The sequence below is a fragment of the Ideonella lacteola genome, assembly GCF_038066555.1.
GTDB classification, from domain to species: Bacteria; Pseudomonadota; Gammaproteobacteria; order Burkholderiales; family Burkholderiaceae_C; genus Ideonella; species Ideonella lacteola.
The window spans coordinates 35402-52475 of the sequence record NZ_JBBUTG010000022.1; the positions used below are offsets into that span (position 1 = coordinate 35402).

At 68.0% G+C, this 17074-nt stretch carries 13 protein-coding genes; 8 read left to right on the forward strand and 5 right to left on the reverse strand.

What is annotated here, in order from left to right:
* Positions 1-12: 12 nt before the first annotated feature.
* Positions 13-771, forward strand: a complete 759-nt coding sequence (locus AACH06_RS23785; RefSeq protein ID WP_341428283.1) for a polysaccharide deacetylase family protein — start codon at positions 13-15, stop codon at positions 769-771.
* A 38-nt stretch (positions 772-809) separates the two neighbouring features.
* Here AACH06_RS23785 and AACH06_RS23790 read toward each other — a convergent pair whose 3' ends face one another.
* From AACH06_RS23790 to AACH06_RS23800, 3 genes are all read right to left on the reverse strand, one after another.
* On the reverse strand, positions 810-3359 hold the full coding sequence (locus tag AACH06_RS23790; protein WP_341428284.1) for a protein kinase domain-containing protein: 2550 nt from the start codon (positions 3357-3359) through the stop codon (positions 810-812).
* A 209-nt stretch (positions 3360-3568) separates the two neighbouring features.
* Positions 3569-5437, reverse strand: a complete 1869-nt coding sequence (locus tag AACH06_RS23795) for a hypothetical protein (protein WP_341428285.1) — start codon at positions 5435-5437, stop codon at positions 3569-3571.
* 402 nt (positions 5438-5839) lie between these two features.
* The gene (locus AACH06_RS23800) at positions 5840-6205 is read right to left on the reverse strand and encodes a PilZ domain-containing protein (protein WP_341428286.1); all 366 of its coding nucleotides are present in this window, start codon (positions 6203-6205) and stop codon (positions 5840-5842) included.
* A gap of 296 nt (positions 6206-6501) precedes the next feature.
* Between AACH06_RS23800 and AACH06_RS23805 the strand changes: the two genes are divergently transcribed.
* From AACH06_RS23805 to AACH06_RS23825, 5 genes are all read left to right on the forward strand, one after another.
* Positions 6502-8238 (forward strand): galactose oxidase-like domain-containing protein, encoded by a 1737-nt coding sequence (locus AACH06_RS23805; protein WP_341428287.1) that lies wholly within the window; start codon positions 6502-6504, stop codon positions 8236-8238.
* 82 nt (positions 8239-8320) lie between these two features.
* Positions 8321-8656, forward strand: a complete 336-nt coding sequence (locus AACH06_RS23810) for a hypothetical protein (protein WP_341428288.1) — start codon at positions 8321-8323, stop codon at positions 8654-8656.
* A gap of 208 nt (positions 8657-8864) precedes the next feature.
* A complete protein-coding gene (locus AACH06_RS23815) occupies positions 8865-10124 on the forward strand; it encodes a cyclic di-GMP phosphodiesterase (protein WP_341428289.1) in 1260 nt (419 codons plus the stop codon).
* Between the two features lie 185 nt (positions 10125-10309).
* Positions 10310-10672 (forward strand): GFA family protein, encoded by a 363-nt coding sequence (locus AACH06_RS23820; protein WP_341428290.1) that lies wholly within the window; start codon positions 10310-10312, stop codon positions 10670-10672.
* A 117-nt stretch (positions 10673-10789) separates the two neighbouring features.
* Positions 10790-11176, forward strand: a complete 387-nt coding sequence (locus AACH06_RS23825) for a VOC family protein (protein WP_341428291.1) — start codon at positions 10790-10792, stop codon at positions 11174-11176.
* Between the two features lie 22 nt (positions 11177-11198).
* Here the strand turns inward: AACH06_RS23825 and AACH06_RS23830 are convergent, their stop codons facing one another.
* Entirely contained in the window at positions 11199-12575 is a 1377-nt protein-coding gene (locus tag AACH06_RS23830; RefSeq protein ID WP_341428292.1) for a PepSY-associated TM helix domain-containing protein, read from the reverse strand.
* Between the two features lie 169 nt (positions 12576-12744).
* Complete coding sequence (locus AACH06_RS23835; protein ID WP_341428293.1) at positions 12745-13419, reverse strand: DUF4386 family protein; 675 nt, start codon at positions 13417-13419, stop codon at positions 12745-12747.
* Between the two features lie 78 nt (positions 13420-13497).
* Between AACH06_RS23835 and AACH06_RS23840 the strand changes: the two genes are divergently transcribed.
* A complete protein-coding gene (locus AACH06_RS23840; protein WP_341428294.1) occupies positions 13498-14121 on the forward strand; it encodes an ECF-type sigma factor in 624 nt (207 codons plus the stop codon).
* Between the two features lie 79 nt (positions 14122-14200).
* On the forward strand, positions 14201-17053 hold the full coding sequence (locus tag AACH06_RS23845; RefSeq protein ID WP_341428295.1) for a protein kinase domain-containing protein: 2853 nt from the start codon (positions 14201-14203) through the stop codon (positions 17051-17053).
* Positions 17054-17074 lie beyond the last annotated feature (21 nt).

A 17074-nucleotide genomic window follows, 5' to 3' on the forward strand; every position in this document is an offset into this window, starting at 1 on the left:
TTGGGCAGCACCATGCATCGGGCCACGAAGTGTCTGGCCACGCTGTCGTTCACGCTGTCGTTGGGGGCAGGCGCTGCGCAGGCCGGTGCCGCCGACCCGGCCAACGGGGAGTGTGGCCCGCTGGCACTGGGAACCTCGCGCATCATGGCGATGCCCCGCGAGGCGGCTGCCTACGGCCGGGCCCAGCATCCGGCGCTGGGGCTGCAGCGCGGTGAAGTGGTGCTGACCTTCGACGACGGCCCGCGGCCGGAGAGCACCCCGCTCGTGCTGAAGGCACTGGCACGACACTGCGCACGGGCCACCTTCTTCATGAACGGCGAGCCGCTGTTGCGTGCACCCGACCTGGCGCGTGAGCTGGTGGCCCAGGGGCACACCGCGGCGATGCACGGCTTTGTGCATCACCATTTCCCGCAGTTGTCGCCCGAGCGCCAACTCGACGACTTGCGGCAGATGCAGCAGGCGTACCGCCAGGTGTTCGGCACCGAGCCCGCGGCGTATCGATTCCCGTTCCTCGAAGAGACACCGCCCTTGCGCGAGGCGCTGGCCGCCGCGCGCATCACCGTGTTCTCTGTCGATGTGGGCGTCGAGGATTGGCTGCCCGACCAGACGCCCGCCATGCTGACCGAGCGCCTGATCAAGCGTCTGCAGGAAACCGGCGGCGGCATCATCTTGCTGCACGACGCCCAGGACCAGACGGCGGCGGCGCTGCCCTCGATGCTGCAGGCGCTGCAGCACCACGGGTTCAAGCTGGTTCACCTGGAGTGGCGCTGAAGTAGCGCTGACGGGCCGCGGGGAGACCCCCGTTGGCCTCAGGGGCAGTCCGCCAGGCGGTCTTTCAGGTCCGGCAAGCCGGCGCTGTTGTCGGTGAACTGCCGGCGATGCGACTGCAGCAACTCATCGCTGCGGCGCAGGTGACGGCAGGCCTCGGCCCGGTCGGCCCGCGCTGCGGAGGGGCTGCCAGCACTCTTGGCGCGCAACTGCAGGGCATCCGCCATGAACAGGTGCGTCATGCCGTGGTCGCGCAGCGTCACCACGTTGCTTCGGGCCTCCTCGGGCACCCTGTCGAACGCTTCGAGGGCGAGCCGGCTGGCTTCGACCGCCGGCGCGGCCCGACCGGCCTCGACCAGCGCGTTGGACAGCTCGCCGTTGAAGGTGCCGTAGTCGATGCGCAGCATGACGTTGTCCGGGTCTTTCTCGACCATCGGCTGCAGCACCGCCACCGCCCGTTGGTAGGCGGCGACCGCCTCGTCGATGCGATCGAGCTCGCGCAGGGCATAGCCGGTGTGATCGTGCACCACCGCCAGGTTGGCCTTGACGATCGTGGCATCGGGATGGGCCTTCAGCAGGGTCTCGAGCACCTCGGCGCTGCGCTTCAAGTCGGCCAGGGCGGCCTGGGCGGTCTCGGGCATGCCGGGCACCTGCTGCAGTTGCTGGGCCCGCATGCCGTACATGCTCGCGAGGTTGCCGCCGATGGAGACATCGTCGGGCGTGAGCCGGTGCTGCTGTTCCAGCAGGCGGATGGCTTCTTCGATCGTGGGCTTGAAGGCGGCCTCGTCCCCCGCGAACAGGTGGATCTGCGCGAGCACGCCCATCAAGGTGGCGAGGTTGCGTGCGGCCGTCTGATCCGTCGGGTCGACCGCCAGGCGCCGCCGGGTGACCTCGACGCCGTGTTCGGCCTGCGCCCGTGCGGCTTTCGAATCACCTTGCGACGCCAGCACGGCGGCGAGCATGCGGGCGGTGCGTGCGATCTCTGCCGATACCGCCGCGGCGGTGGTGGGGGGCAGCGGCTCTGCCAACAGCGGATCCAGCAGCGCCAGGCCGCGCTCATAGCTGGCCCGTGCACCCTTCGGATCGCCCAGGTTCGAGCCGAACGGGCCGCCCTGGATGTCGCCGATCTGGCGGTAGCCGGTGGCCAGCTCTACCTTCAGCTGGGCGTCGTCACGGGCTTCGGCGCTCAGCCGTTCCAGGTAGGTCAACGCGTTCTTCACGATCAGCTGCCGCGCCGGTGTGGAGCCGGGCAACTGCTCGATCGCCCGGTGCACGTCGAACACCAGCATGTTGGCCAGCGCGCGGACGCTCGCGAAATGCGCCTCGGCACGCTCTTTCTGGCGCCGCGCCTCAATGCCTTCGTAGGCCGCCAGGCTCAGGCCCAGCACCAGCGCCAGGTTGGCGACCACGGCCGCGCCCATCGCCGCGCGATGCCGCACGACGAAGCGACTGGCCCGGTAGCTCCAGGCGCCGCGGCGCGCTTGCACCGGCAGGCCTTCGAGGTGGCGAAAGAGATCGTCCGACAGTTGCTCGACGCTGGCGTAGCGGTGCGAGGCCTGCTTGCGCAAGGCCATCATCACGACCGCGTCCAGGTCGCCCCGCAGCCGCTGACGCGCCGCCCAAGGCAGGCTGGCCACATCGCTGGGCGGAGTGGGCTCGGTGTCGCAGATGGCCTGGCTGAGGGTGAAGTCGCTTTGGGTGGCATCGCCCGGATAGGGGCTGCTTTCCGTGAGCAGCCGGTACAACACGACCCCCAGCGAATAGACATCGCTGGCGGGCGTGACCGGCTCGCCACGCACCTGCTCGGGGCTCGCGTAGGACAAGGTCATCACCCGCAGGCGTGTCGCCGTGGCTTCCGCCGCCGGCTCATCCACCCGCTTGGCGATGCCGAAGTCGACGAGCTTCACCACCCCCTGCTCGGTGACCAGGATGTTGGCCGGCTTCAGGTCGCGGTGCACCACGCCCTTCTGGTGCGCGTAGTGCACCACCGCGCAGACGGTACGAAACAGCGCCAGGCGGGCTGGCACATCCAGTTGATGGCGCCGGGCGTACTCGTCGATCGGCGCGCCCACCACGCGTTCCATCACGAAGTAGGGCAGGCCTTCTTCGGTGATGCCTCCGTCCAGCACTTTGGCGAGATTGGGGTGATCCAGGCTGGCCAGGATCTGGCGCTCGGCCTTGAAGCGCTCGACCTGGGCCGGGTCGAACAGGCTCTGCCGCATCAGCTTGACGGCCACCTGTTGCTCGTATTGACCATCCGCCCGCTCGCCCAGGTAGACCTGGCCCATGCCGCCCTGGGCGATCAGCGACACGAGGCGAAAGGCGCCCAGGCGACGGCCCAGCCACGGCCGGGTGTTCTGCTCGTCGATGGCCTCCAGGGCGTCGAGCGCCAGCTCGGCGGGCGGCTCGTCCAGCAGGCTGCGCGAAGGTTCTGCGGCGGCGAGCAGTGCGTTCAGCTCGGCCAGCAGCTCGGCATCGTCACCCGCCTGGTCGGCCACGTAGGCCTGGCGCAGGTCGGCCGGCTGTTCAAGCGCGTCGGCCAGCAGGCGCTTGATCTGTTGCCAGCGGTCGGCCGGCAGCGGTTCATTCATCTCGCGGCGTCCTTTCTTGGCGGGCCCAGCGTGCCTGCCGAACCCGGCATGGCCGGGCCACCGACAGGCCGGACGCCGCCAGGCGCGGCCCGAGGGCTGCGATTCACGCACAGCGGCGCAGCCGCCGCAAGGCTTGAAGGTCAACTTTCGTGATCGGCTACGAAATCTCGTAGCGCCACGAGGCGGCGGACACCGAGGCCTTCACGGCGTCAACGCCATTGATGCCCACGCTGCCCACGCCGGGCGTCGCCCGCGGGCAAGCCCGTCAGCGGGCCCGCGCCGACCAGTGCGCTGGTCGCCTCGACGGTGCTGCCCGAAGCGAAGGTGTCTCGCCCGTAGACGTCTTGCCAGACGGACCAGCCCATGTCGTTGCCGGAGCACTCGATGTCGTTGTGAGCCCAGGCGCTGGTCGTCTCGATCAGGTTGGCCGATGTCGTCATCGCGGTGGCAAAGCTGTCGGGCACTCGCTGGCACGACAAGCCCCAGTACGGCGCCTGCGCGCCGGAAGAAATGATGTTGAAGCTCACCCTCGAGCCGCGGCTGCCCGGGTTGAAGACGCCCCAGGCCTGCTCCATGTGCGACTCGGCCAAGGTGTTGTGGTGGACGTCGTGGTTGCGCATCGAGCAGGTGTCCTGCACGCATTGCGTGCCCAGCAGGATGTTGGCGTGGAGCAGCAGGTTGTGGTGGATGTGGACACCCTTCGATCCGCCTTGCGCCGAGACCTGCACGCCGTGGTGGGGCGACTCGGGCGGCGCTTCGATGTAGTTGCGGCGGTAGACGTTGAACTGCGAGTTGTCTTTGTCGTGAAAGCCGCCGTTGACATCGGCCCCCAGGCGCACCTGGTTGTTCTCGATGATCGAATCGAAGGCGTCGAAGAAGGTGGTCGCGTAGGCCGCACCCACGTAACGGCCGAAGTCGTTGTCCTGCACCAGCAGTTTGTGGCGCGGCTCCAGATCGCCCCAGGTGTGGATGAAGCCCGGGTTTTCAGATTGGGTAGGCCCCTCGAGCCCGTCCAGGAACCGCACGTGGCGGATCACCGCGCCGGCCCGCGCGGGGTCGACATTGATGCCGTACTGCAGCACGCCGGTGATGTCCACGCCTTCCACCCGCGGCATGGGCAGTTGGTCTGAGCGGATGTCCAGGCTGCTGCTGCGGGCGAGATCGAGCGTCACCACCTCGTCGGGGTAGGCCACGATCTGTTTGGCGCGTTCGTCGCCCAGCACGATGCCCGTCGCGCCGTAGCGGCCCTGGCGCAGCATGAGCACTTGATGCGGCCCGCTTTGGCTTTGGGCGTAGGCGATCGTCTGGAAAGGGGCCTGCAGGCTGCCGCGCCCCGCGGCGTCGACACCGTTCGGCGCCACAAAGAGGTGGTTCGCCTTCTTCACCCGGATGGCAAAGGTCTGCCGCAGCCGCTTGGGGGTTCGACCGCTGTCGCGCATGTCGAGCGTCAGCTCGTAGTTGCCGGCCTCGGCGGGCGTGAAGCGGATGGCGCCGGTGCGGAAGTCGAGTTCGACATCGCGGGTGTCGACCGGTGCGCCGTCGCGGGTGAGGCCGGCCAGCCGGAACTCGTATGGAAAGATGCCACCTGCCAGGCCAGGCCGGCTCTCGTAGGGCAGCCCGGGGTAGGCCCGGTCTTGCGGCGCAAAGCGCACCACGAGCGGATCGTTCGGCAAGGTGTCGGCCATCACGAGATGGGCCGCCGGCCGGGTGACGCAGCGAACGAAGATGGGCCGACCATCGGCCGGCACCACCGGGGGCGCCCCTTCGGACACCCGGCAGGTTTGGCTGTCGGGCTGGCGGCTGATGCGCAGGTCCAGCGGGCTGCCCGCGGGCACCTGCGGTTCGAAGCGATACGGCTCGTTCAGCGTGGCAGTGAGACGCGCCGTTTCGTGGCGCAGCACCAGTTGTTCACCCAGGGCGAGCCCCTGAACCCGCACGTTCAGCGCCACGGCGGGCGCGGTGGTCGCGGCCACGTCGCCTGGCGCGATGCCGGCAAAGATGGCAGCCAGAGCGACGCCGGTGCGCGCCGCTGTGAGGAAAAGAGGCGGCCGGGGACTGGAGGCAGAGGTGGCGGGCATCGGGCGGGTCCTGCGAACGGTGGGGTCAGGCCATCGACCGGCCGAGCCTGCGGGGGCACTGCCGGCTAGAAAACGTTTACATCAGATTGTGGCGGGGCTGAAGTCGGCATGCATGCCTGCGGCGCACGAAGCTGTAACCCAGCGTAGCCCGGGGGTGGCTGAAGGTGGTCGCCGTGGGGGCGAGATGGGGCGCAATCTGGCCGCGATGGCGGCGCCGTGGGTGGTTGCCTGGGGAGGTCGCGCCGATGCGCAGGCAGGGCGCGCGGGGACGTCTGGCGGTGTGCGGCGAGGAGCCGCGATGCCGAGGGGGGCCAGTGGCCCCAGTCGGGGGCGGTACCCGGTACGGGGTGGGGTACGGGTGTCGGGAGGGGCAGAAGGGGCAGAAGGCCCGCGTTGCGCCGCTCAGGCGCCCTTCATGAACTGGTCGATCGCCTGCTGGGCGGTGGAATTCACCTGGGTGAGCATCAAGCCGATCTTGAAGCCATCCTGGCGGCTCAGCACGCCGTGCACCACTTTGGCCTTGAGCAGCATGCGGTGGCTGCGTCCGTTTTCCATCAACGTGAACTCGACATCGCAATCGGTGCCGGAAGGAAGATTGCGGTCGGCCGTCACACACAGGCCTTGCTGGCTGATGTCGACGGTGCGGCCCGGGAGGCGATAGCCTCCGATGATGAGGGTGGCGGCGGTGCGAAGGGGTTTGCGCGGTGCCTGGCGCCGTTCGGCCGCCGCGGGTGCGGCGGCGGGAGACGCATTGGAATCAACTGGCAAGTGCTACCTCCTTCGCGAGCACCTCATTTTGAACTGATTGCGTCATCGATGATGGTCTGGCGTGAGACAAGAGTCGCATCCGTTGCCGCATCCGTTCACGCCCAGGTGATCTGTACAGACGGATTCGAGGCGACGAAGACGACATGTTCGCCTAGGGGTTCAGTGGGCGACCCCGGCCCGCATAGCATGCCCGCAGCGCCTCGCGCGAACAAGCATTGACCCTCGACAAAGCGCGCGCTGTCGTGCTCGGGCAACCTCCGTGCAGGCCCATCACTGTTTCCGCCGTCCCGACCCTCATGACCCGCTCCACCGCTTCTTCCATTGCCCCCCTGAAAGGCCGCGCCAGCCGCGCCGGCCGACTGGCGTTCCACCTGCTGGCAGTTGCCGCCATGGCCAGCTGCGGCGGCTCGCACCAAAGCGAGCCCGACGCTCTGGCGCTTGAAGACCTGCCCATGGCTGCCACGCCCAATGCGCTGGTGGATTACGGGCCCGGGCCGGGCAAGCCCTCTGCCGAACAAGCAACGGGTGAGCGCCGCGCGGCCCTGGCCGTCGGCCCCCAGGCGATCACCGTGCCCACCGGCCCGGCGGATGCGCACCTCAAAGGCGTGTTCGGCGAAGCCTTCAGCTGGCCGCTGATCCCGTTGCACACCATCTTGCTGCCCGATGGCCGGGTGCTCAGCTACGGCAGCAAGCCTGATGGCAACCAGGGCGCTCTGCTGCACTACGCGGTGTGGGACCCATCGCTCGGCACGGGCGCCGAATCGAAGTTGCTGCTGTCGAACACAACCGGCACCGATATTTTCTGCGCCGGTCAGGCGTTGCTGCCCAACGGCAACGTGCTGCTGGTGGGCGGAGACCGCATCGTCAATGGCAAGCGCAACTACGCCAACAACGACGTCAACCTCTTCACCCCGGCCGACAACCAGCTCACCAAGCAGGCCCAGTCGATGGCCTATCAACGCTGGTATGCCACCTTGATCACCACGCCCACCGGCGAGCAGGCGGTGATCGGCGGCCGCATCGATCGCCTGTACGAAGGCGACGCGCAGACGCCGCCCACCGACGACACCTATGCCAGCACCCCCGAGGTGTTCAGCACCGCCGCAGGCTGGCGCACGCTCACCGGCGCCACCAACGACTGGGCCTACGGCTCGAAGGTGCAGGCTTGGAACTACCCGCGGGCCTGGTGGGCGCCGCAGGGCAAGGTGCTGATCTTCACCCCCAAGGGCGAATTCTTCGGCCTCGATCTCACCGGCAACGGCAGCGTGGCCAAGGTGCCCGGCGTGTTGCCGACGGGCGCCTACAACCTGCCGGCGGCGATGTATCAGCCCGGCAAGATCCTCTCGGTCCGCGCCGATGCGAAAGCGGTGGTGGTCGATATCAACCAGGATCCACCGGTCGTCACGCCCACGGCCCCGTTGTCGGCGGACCGCCGCTTTGGCAACGCCACCATCCTGGCCGATGGCAAGGTGTGGGCCAATGGCGGCTCATCGACCGGCAATGACCTGGTTGGCGCCCGCTACGACTCGGAGACCTGGGACCCCGCCACCGGCAGCTGGACGACCGCGGCCATCGCGACCAAGCCGCGGCTTTACCACAGCGTCTCGATGCTGATGCCTGACGGCACGGTGCTGACCGGCGCCGGCGGCGCCCCGGGGCCGGTGGTGAACATGAACGCCGAGATCTACTTCCCACCGTACCTCTACAAGACCGATGGCACCGGCAAGTCGGCGGCGCGGCCTGTGATCGAAACGGCGCCGAGTGCCGGCACCTGGGGCCAGAGCGTGGCGGTCGCGATGGCCGACAAAAAGGCCGTGTCTCGCGTGACGCTGGTGCGCTTTGGCGCGGTGACCCACGCCTTCAGCAATGAGCAGCGGTTCACCGACCTGAGTTTCACCCAGAAGGGCAAGAACCTGCAGGTCACCCTGCCCGCGTCGGGCCATGTGGCGCCCCCGGGCTTCTACATGCTGTTCGCGATCAATTCGTCGGGCGTGCCCTCGGTGGCGAAGATCGTCCGCGTCGGCCCGGCTTGAATGTCTGGCGTGAGCGCCTGAAGTGAGCGCCCGAGGCCGGGCGCCTTCAGGCGTCGGGCCTCGGCCGAGAATACGGGCCGCCATGACGGCCCGTCGATCCGCCCACCACCACCATGTCTATGTGGTCGAGCTGTCCGACCGCGTCTGGAACGTGCCAGCGTTCCGCCGAGCCAACCCCGGCTACGTGCTGGGGCGGCCGCTGGTGTATGTCGGCATGACGGGGCTCGACCCGGATTGGCGTTTCGATCGCCACAAGGCCGGGATCCAGTCGAATCGCTTCGTGCGCGAATACGGGCTGCGGTTGCTGCCCGAGCTGTACGAGGTCTACAACCCCATGCCCTACGAGGCCGCCCGCGAGATGGAGGTCGAGCTGGCCATCGGCCTGCGGGAAGCGGGCTACGGCGTCTGGCAGGCGTGAATGCCGCCAGGGTGACCTTTGGGGAAAATGACAGAGAGGTGACGGGAGGTTCGCACAATTGCCGTGGCGGAAAGGGGTTCATCCCGGGTTCCGGTTCGCCCCAAGGGGTCAGAAATGTGCGATCTTCGGGGCTGCGGTCTCCGTGAGGAGGCCATGTTCATCGGTTCGTGGGCCGCATCGCGGCCTTTGCAGCGGGCGAAGGGGCTGGATGCTCAAGAAGATCTCGGTCAACGAGGTTCGGGTCGGCATGTACTTGCATGCGCTGGAGGGCAACTGGCTCGATCATCCTTTTTGGAAGACCCGCTTCGTCCTGAAAGATCCGCAGGATCTGGCGAAGTTGCGCGCCAGCGGCCTCGATGGCGTGTGGATCGACGTGAGCAAAGGGCTGGATGTCGCCCCGGTGATCACCGAAGACGCGGTGGTGGCGCCGCCGGTCACCTTCAGCGCGACAGCACCGGCGCCGGTGCTGTCGTCGGCCATGCCCCGGCCGACGTCGCCGCGCCCACCGCCCGAGCCTTCCCGCTCGATGGAAGAAGAGCTGCGCCAGGCGGCGGCCTTGTGCCGCCAGGGGCGTGACAAGGTTCAATCGATGTTCGGCGAGGCCCGGCTGGGCCGGGCGGTCGATACCGAGCAGTGCCTGCCCCTGGTCAATGACATCGCGAACTCGGTGTTTCGCAATCCGGGCGCGCTGGTCAGCCTGGCACGCCTGAAGACGCAGGACGACTACACCTACATGCACTCGATGGCGGTCTGCGCCTTGATGGTGGCGCTGGGCCGCGAGCTGGGGCTGTCGGAAGACGCCTGCCGCGAAGCCGGCCTCGCCGGCATGATGCACGACCTGGGCAAGGCGGCCATCCCCATCGATGTTCTGAACAAGCCCGGCAAGCTCACCACCGAAGAGTTTGAGCTGATCAAGACCCACCCGGTCCGCGGACACGAGATGCTCATCGAGGGCAAGGGGGCCGGCGAGCTGGTGCTGGATGTGTGTCTGCATCACCATGAGCGAGTCGACGGGGCGGGCTACCCGCACGGGCTGTCCGACGAGGCCCTCACCACCGCCGCCCGCATGGGGGCGGTGTGCGACGTGTACGACGCCATCACCTCGAACCGGCCCTACAAGGCCGGCTGGGATCCGGCCGCATCGATCGCTGCCATGGCCTCGTGGAAAGGCCACTTCGACCCGGACATCTTCAAGGCCTTCGTCAAGAGCCTGGGCATCTACCCGATCGGTTCGCTGGTGCGGCTGCAGTCCGGCCGGCTGGCGGTGGTGACGGCGCAGCATGAAACCAGCCTCGTCGCACCGATCGTCAAGGCCTTCTTCTCGACCAAGTCCAACATGCCTATCACGCCGCAACTGATCGACCTCTCGCGCGGCCCGGACAAGATCGTCGCGCGCGAAGATCCCAAGACCTGGGGCTTCCCGCATCTGGACGAGCTCTGGGCCGGTGATGCGGTGACGAAGAAGTAGTCCGCGGTTGCGCGGGCTCGCGCACGGGCCGCCTGGCTGCTTTCACACCCGCAGAAGCCTTCGCCGTCCAGCCTCCGCTTGATCGTTCGCGCACTCGTCGCCAGCGATCAACGCCAGGCGTCTTGGTTGGCCACAGTGCGGGCTTTCGTGGCACAGTCGGTCGCCTTTGTCTGTGGAGCCTGCCGATGCATGAAGGATCCTGCCACTGTGGCGCCGTGCGCTTGACCCTGCCTTCCACCCCCGAGGTCGCGACGGCGTGCAACTGTTCGCTGTGCCGGCGCATCGGGGGCCCGTGGGTGTATTTCGAGTACGGTTCGGTGAAGATATCGGGTCACCCGGAGTCGACCGCGGCGTACATCTGGGGCGACAAGACGCTGCGCTCCATCCATTGCACCACCTGCGGTTGTGTCACCCACTGGGAGCCGCTGGAGCCCACCGCAGGCTGCAAGCATGGCGTGAACCTGGGCAACTTCGATCCGGCGCTCATCGCGGCGGTGCGGGTCAGGCGGTTCGATGGGGCCGACACGTGGACCTTCATCGATCCCTGAGCGGCTGAGAGTCTTTCGCCGATGCCCGTTTTGAACCCCTGAACGCCCCGGCGCCACCGAAAAATTCTCGGCCTCTGGGCAGAATCCCGCGGGCCACCACTTGAGGAGCAACACCCCATGAAGCGAGTCACCGGCATTGGCGGCATCTTCTTCAAGGCGAAAGATCCGGTCGCGCTGCGGGCCTGGTACCAGCGCCATTTGGGCATCGATGTACAGGCCTGGGGCGGCACAGCCTTCAGCTGGGCTGATGCGGACGGTCGGCCGGTGGGTGGCACGACAGTCTGGTCCATCGGCGGGGCCGATGGCGACGCGTTTGCGCCCAGCTCGGCCGCTTTCATGGTGAACTACCGCGTCGACGACCTCGATGCCTTGCTGAAGGCGCTGCGCGCCGAAGGCTGCCAGGTGCTGGACAAGACCGACGACTCCGAATATGGCAAGTTCGGTTGGGTCATCGATCCCGAGGGCCACAAGGTGGAGCTGTGGCAGCCGCCGGCCGGGCAGTGAGGCGAGGCACCAGCGCGATCACTCACGCGGTCGTTGACGCGGTTGTTTGCGCCAGACCCACCGTGGCGCGCGCCACGGCCGCTCGGGCCACACGCTTGCGCCACCACAGGTAGACACCGGTGGCGCTGAAGCCGGCGATCACCAGGCCCAGCACCGAGATCAGGATCCGGCCGGGAAGGCCGAGGATGCGGCCCGAGTGCAGCGGGAACATGCTTTGCAAAAAGATGTCGCCCGCGCTGCCTTCGCCGGGCACCTGCGCGCCTGCGGGCTCTCCGGTGCGTGCATCGAAGTAGAGCCAGGGGTTGCCCAGGCCGCCGTCGCCGTGGTCTCGGCCTGGCTCGAAGAAGCCCACGCCCCACACGCCGAACTCGGGTGAGAAAAAGACGGCGCCAGCGGGGGCCGTCCAGCCGCGCTGAATGGCTTCCTTCTGCGCCTTGGCCACGATCTCGGCCGACGACACCTGCGGTTCGACCGGCGCATGGGCCGGCGCAGGTGCTCGCGTGTCGAAGGGCGATGGCGTGAGTGTCGAGAACCACGAGACGACCGGACGAACCACCTGGGTGTTGAGGTTCATCGCCACCGAGGTGATCGCCAGCATCAGCACCAGCGCGAAAAGCCACACGCCACCCGAGCGGTGCAGGTCGAACACCAGGCGGTGGCCGCCGGCGCGCCACCGAAACGCCAGCGACCGTGCCCATTGGCGCGGATTCGGAAAGGAGATGGACAGCGCGATCAGGGTATCGAACACCCAGACGATGCCCACCAGCCCCATCAGCCAGATGCCCCACTCGATGCCGCCGCCCTCGGGCAGGTGCATCGTGTAGTGCAGCTTGTAGAGAAAGGGCAGCAGGTTCTCACGGTCCAGCGAGACCGCGCCCCACATGCGGCGGCCCTGAACTTGACCGTTGACCGGGTCGACAGCCAGCTGATTGAAGCCGACGTCAAACGGCGTGCCGGTGGCGGGGTTGATGCGCGGCGCGACGAAGACGCCGAAGGCGTGCCCCGGCTCGACGGAGAGGGGGTGGTAGGTGATGCGCACCTGGGGCTCGGCCTGCTCGACGCGGGCCACGAGTTCGGCCACCGGCAAGGGCGTGCCGGCGGTGCGGGCCTCGAACAGGTGCGGGTTGAGCCACTCGTCCAGTTCGTGGTCCCACGAGATGATCGCGCCGGTCAGGCCAGCGATGAAAAGGAAGAGGGCGGTGCCCAGGCCGAACCAGCGATGCAGCCGGGTGAACCAGGCGCGCCAGTTGAGGCGTGCTGCAGCCTGGCGCCGCGGCGTCGCTGTCGGTGAACGGGGCGGCGGGTCGAGGGGGCCTGCCAGGGGTGGGGCTGCCGCAGACAGGGCCTGCGATGGCGGCATCGGCAGGGGGGCATCGTGCCCGGAAAGGTGAGCGCCCATCGCGCCAGCTCCTTGTTGCGTGGTTCAAGAATCGAACACCCGCGGGCTGGCTGAGGCTGGCTCAGGGTCGAAGTGCCATTGTAATGAGAATGATTCGCAAATTGATGGGTGGCGTGCAGCGTGGCGTGCGACCCAGGGCGTTCAGCGCCGTGCGCTCAGGTCCATGAAGTCAGAAGAGCAGCAAGGACAGACCCAGCACGATCATCCACACCGGCAGCAGGCCGTTGTTGACGTCGGCGACCGGCTGAACGCGGCCGGTGACGTGGCGCAACGCCCCCACGACGAACAGGCCTCCGAAGGCCATGCCCGCCCAGCCTATCCAGGCAGGGAAGCGCGGCTCCGCCAGCATGCCGGCACCGATCAGCGCGAAGAAGGCCGCCAGACACACCTCCCCCAGGAACTCGCCGACATAGGTGCCGAGGTAGAGGTTGAAGCCCCGAAACAGGGCCTCCAGTGCCATGTCGGAATCGTCTTCGATCCCCATGTGGGCCTGGGCCAGCGCCCAATGCATGCTGGGCCAGCGCATCAGGCCCAGGCACATCGCCAATGCGGCCACACAGGCCATGGCCGTGGCCAGCATCGCCAGCGCCGGGCTGGCGGGCAGGGCGGCTGCGCAGCCCACGGCGCCGGGGATCAGCAACAGCGGCAGCACCGAGTAGATGGCCCAAGCCCGGCGCAGTGGCGGGCCACCCTCGATCAGGCGCGGCAGCACTTCGCTGGCCGATCCGTCGAGGATGCGTGGGTAGTCAAAGCGCGCCGACAGGTAGGCAAAGACGGCCATGAAAGAAAACGCGCCCGCGATCAGGCTCACACCGCCTGCGCCCACGATCACCGCCGTGCTCATGATCTCGTCCCAACACTGCTGATACTGCGAGCCCCAGTGTGTCACCCGTCCGGAGCGAAGGCATTCAGGAAAGCGACCTTGACGACACCTGCCGTGATGCTGCGGGTTTCCGATGCCGTCGCCACCGGCCCGCAGGGGCCGGTGGGGACACAGCCCCATGCGATCATCGATGAGATGAAGCACCCTGACGTCTCGACTTCATTGGGCGACGAGCTCTGGGCCGAAACCTTTTCGGAGCTCAAGAAGCTCGCCCACGCGCGCTTGCACGCCGCCGGGGCGATGACACAGCTCAACACCACGGCCTTGGTGCACGAGAGCTACCTGAAGCTGTCGGATCGCGCCGGGCGTCTCACGTTTCCCAGCCGCAACCACTTCTTCGCCTACGCCTCCCGGGTGATGCGCTCGGTGATCGTCGATCTGGTGCGCGAGCGCGCTGCCGACCGCCGCGGCGGTGACCTGCAGCGCGTGACCCTGGATACCGCGGCGGGCGACGCCCTCGTGGCCGCCGACGAGCCCTTGCAGTTGGACGAAGCGCTCAGGTCGCTGGAACAGGTCGAGCCTCGATTGGCCCGCGTCGTCGAGATGCGCTACTACGCCGGCATGACCGACGCAGAAATTGCCGAGGTGCTCGGGCTCACCGACCGGACCGTGCGGCGCGATTGGGACAAGGCCCGCGGGATCCTGCGGACGATGCTGGAGTGAAGCGGACGAGTTCGTCGTCGCCGTGTCCGCTTTGCCGGCGCTTTGACGTTGGCCCTCCGATGACCACAGCGTGCCGCCCATGAAGCCTCTGCCTTGCCCCCCTGAGCGTTGGCCCACCTTTTCTCGGTTGCTCGACGAGGCCCAGGCCTTGCCACCCGAACAGCGAGCCCGGTGGCTGGCCGACCTGGATCCTGAGTTCTCAGACCTGCGCGCTGCGCTCGGCCAGGTCGTGGCGGGATGGGCATCGGCAGCCGCCGCGCCCGAGTTCCTCTCGGGCCCGAGCTTGAAGGCGCCGCCGGAAGAAGGCGATGTGGCCGACCTGCATCCGGGCATGCAGGTCGGGCCTTACGAACTGCTTCGAGTGCTCGGGCGCGGCGGTATGGGTGAGGTGTGGCTGGCGCGCCGTGTCGACGGCGCCTACCAGCGCGAAGTGGCGCTCAAGTTGCCGCACGCCCACCTGCTGGCCGGTGCGGTTCGAGAGCGTTTCCTGCGCGAACGCGACATCTTGGCCAGCCTGACCCATCCGCACATCGCGCGTTTCTACGATGCCGGGCTGTCGGCGTCGGGCCAGCCCTATCTGGCGCTGGAAGCGGTCGAGGGGCTGCCCATCACACGCTGGGCACAGGACAAGCGGCTGGGCATCAGCGAGCGCCTGGTGCTCTTCATGCAGGTGGCAGCGGCGGTAGAGCACGCGCACGGCAAACTCATCGCCCACCGAGATCTGAAGCCAGCCAATGTGCTGGTCAGGGACGATGGCGAGGTGCGCCTGCTCGACTTCGGCATCGCCAAGATGCTGCACGAGGGCGACGATGCGGCATCGCCGCTCACCCGTGCAGATCATCGATTGGCCACGCCGGCCTATGCCGCGCCTGAGCAGCTCGCGGGCGGCCAGGTGACGGTGGCGACCGACATCTACGCGCTGGCGGCGATGCTGTTCGAGCTGCTCGCCGGAGCCCCGCCGTTCGAGGCCGAGGCTTCGCGTCCGCGCTTGCGCACCGGCAGCGTCGCAGAGCGCGGCGACCCGCCGCTGGCATCCACGAAAGCCACGGCAGCGCAGGCACAGACGGTGGGCCGCACGCCAGCACAGCTTCGCCGCGCCTTGGTCGGCGACCTGGATGCCATTCTCAGCAAAGGCTTGCAGACGCAACCGGCGGATCGCTACGCCTCGGTGGCCGCCTTTGCCGCCGATCTCGGCCGCCATCTTCGCAACGAGCCGATCGAGGCCAGGCGCATCACCGTGCCGATGCGCCTGGCCAAGTTCATTCGGCGCCACCGTGTCAGTGTTGCGTTTTCGGGCCTGCTCGCGGCCAGTCTCGTGGCGGGCGTCGTGGGTGTGGTGTGGCAAGGCCAGAGGGCCCAGGCCCAGGCCCGGCGCGCCGAGGCGGTGAAGGACTTTCTGCTCGACGTGTTCAAAGCCAGTGATCCGCGCGTGGCCTCGGACACCCCGCGCGGGCAGATCACGGCCAAGGCGTTGCTGGACATCAGTGCCCCTCGCATCGAGCCTCGCTTCCAGGACGACCCCGAGATTCAGATCGAACTGCTGCGCACGGCGGCGGACATCTACCGCGAACTCGGGGAGAACGAGGCGTACGAGACGCTGCAGAACCGCCAGATCGACCTGGCGCGAGCGATCTACGGGCCGCTGCATGAGAACGTACTGAACGGGCAGCTCGAAGCGGCCACGCAAGCGATGGCGAGGGCCGATTTCGCCACGTGCCGCCAACTGCTCGACGAGGTCGACGCTCCCATCACTCAAGCCGGGCGCAACGAGAGCGATCTGCGCGGGCATTGGTGGTTGGCGCGGTCCATCTGTTTGCGCGATGTGCCGAAGGCCGAGGCCGAGCGCGGGCAGGCGCTGCAGAAGGCGCTGGACATCTTCGAGCGGTTCGCGCCCATGGATCGCGGCCACGTGACCACGCTGGCCGAGATGGCCACCGAGTCCAGCCACCAGAATCGTTTTGAGGCGTCGATCGCCCTGAACCGACGCGCAATCGCATTGGCCGAGCGTCTGCCGGATCGCAATGACGCCGAACTGCAGACGCTGTACGGCAACGTGGCGGTGGCGCTGATGAGCATCGGCGACCTTTCCAACGCAGAGGCCGAGTATGCGAAGTCGGCCGAGATTGCTCGTCGCACCAGCGGTGAGCAGGCACGCAGCGCCTGGTCGCCCGCCGGCAAGCGCGCCCGTGTGGCCCACCTGGGTGGGGCGAGAGAGCACGCTCAGCAGTTGTTCGACCAGGTGCTGAAGAACCTTCCGCCGGAATCGGACCACGATCCCGAGGCGCAAAACGTGCGCGAGGATCGCGCCGAGCGCTATGCCGCCGAAGGCCAGCCCCTGTTGGCCATCCCGCTGCTGGAGGCGGTCGAACGCAGCTGGTTGGTTCACTCGCCGCAGGACTTCACGCTGCGCCGCGTCCGCTTGCGCCTCGGCGATGCCTACGCCCGTGCCGGTCGCAGCGCCGAGGCCCGCAAGGCCTTCAAGCAGGCCTTGGCTGATTTCGAAGCCAACGCGCCGGCCGATAGCCAGCCCGTGGCGGCCATGCGCGAGCGTTGGGGCCGTTTCCTGCTTGAACAAGGCGAGCCCGACGCCGCGCGCGCCCAGTTCGAACGCGTGTTGGCCGATTCCGCAGACAAGCGGTGGAGCCATGTGGCGCTGGCCCAGGCGGGATGGGCCCGTGTCGCGCTTGAACAGGCCGATGCGGCCACGGCCAGCCGCCTCAGCGAGCAGGCCTTGCAGACCTGGTCGGGACTAAACGGCTTTCGGGATGTCCGCATGGAGCCCTACCTGTGGCGCGTTCGCGCTGCGGTGCTGGCGCGGCTCGGCGACACCCAAGCCGCCGAACAGCTGCGGGACCAGGCTCTGGAAGCCAGCCGCCGGTATGACGCACCGACCAGCCCCACGGTGAGAGACCGGCTCTACGTCGGGCTGTGAGCGCCCCGCTGGCGGAAGGCG

What these genes read in the sequence shown, in the direction of transcription:
- AACH06_RS23785 (WP_341428283.1), top strand. Translation starts at nt 13, where the DNA reads ATGCATCGGGCCACGAAGTGTCTGGCCACGCTGTCGTTCACGCTGTCG.
- AACH06_RS23790 (WP_341428284.1), bottom strand. Translation starts at nt 3,359, where the DNA reads ATGAATGAACCGCTGCCGGCCGACCGCTGGCAACAGATCAAGCGCCTG.
- AACH06_RS23795 (WP_341428285.1), bottom strand. Translation starts at nt 5,437, where the DNA reads ATGCCCGCCACCTCTGCCTCCAGTCCCCGGCCGCCTCTTTTCCTCACA.
- AACH06_RS23805 (WP_341428287.1), top strand. Translation starts at nt 6,502, where the DNA reads ATGACCCGCTCCACCGCTTCTTCCATTGCCCCCCTGAAAGGCCGCGCC.
- AACH06_RS23810 (WP_341428288.1), top strand. Translation starts at nt 8,321, where the DNA reads ATGACGGCCCGTCGATCCGCCCACCACCACCATGTCTATGTGGTCGAG.
- AACH06_RS23815 (WP_341428289.1), top strand. Translation starts at nt 8,865, where the DNA reads ATGCTCAAGAAGATCTCGGTCAACGAGGTTCGGGTCGGCATGTACTTG.
- AACH06_RS23820 (WP_341428290.1), top strand. Translation starts at nt 10,310, where the DNA reads ATGCATGAAGGATCCTGCCACTGTGGCGCCGTGCGCTTGACCCTGCCT.
- AACH06_RS23825 (WP_341428291.1), top strand. Translation starts at nt 10,790, where the DNA reads ATGAAGCGAGTCACCGGCATTGGCGGCATCTTCTTCAAGGCGAAAGAT.
- AACH06_RS23830 (WP_341428292.1), bottom strand. Translation starts at nt 12,575, where the DNA reads ATGGGCGCTCACCTTTCCGGGCACGATGCCCCCCTGCCGATGCCGCCA.
- AACH06_RS23835 (WP_341428293.1), bottom strand. Translation starts at nt 13,419, where the DNA reads ATGAGCACGGCGGTGATCGTGGGCGCAGGCGGTGTGAGCCTGATCGCG.
- AACH06_RS23845 (WP_341428295.1), top strand. Translation starts at nt 14,201, where the DNA reads ATGAAGCCTCTGCCTTGCCCCCCTGAGCGTTGGCCCACCTTTTCTCGG.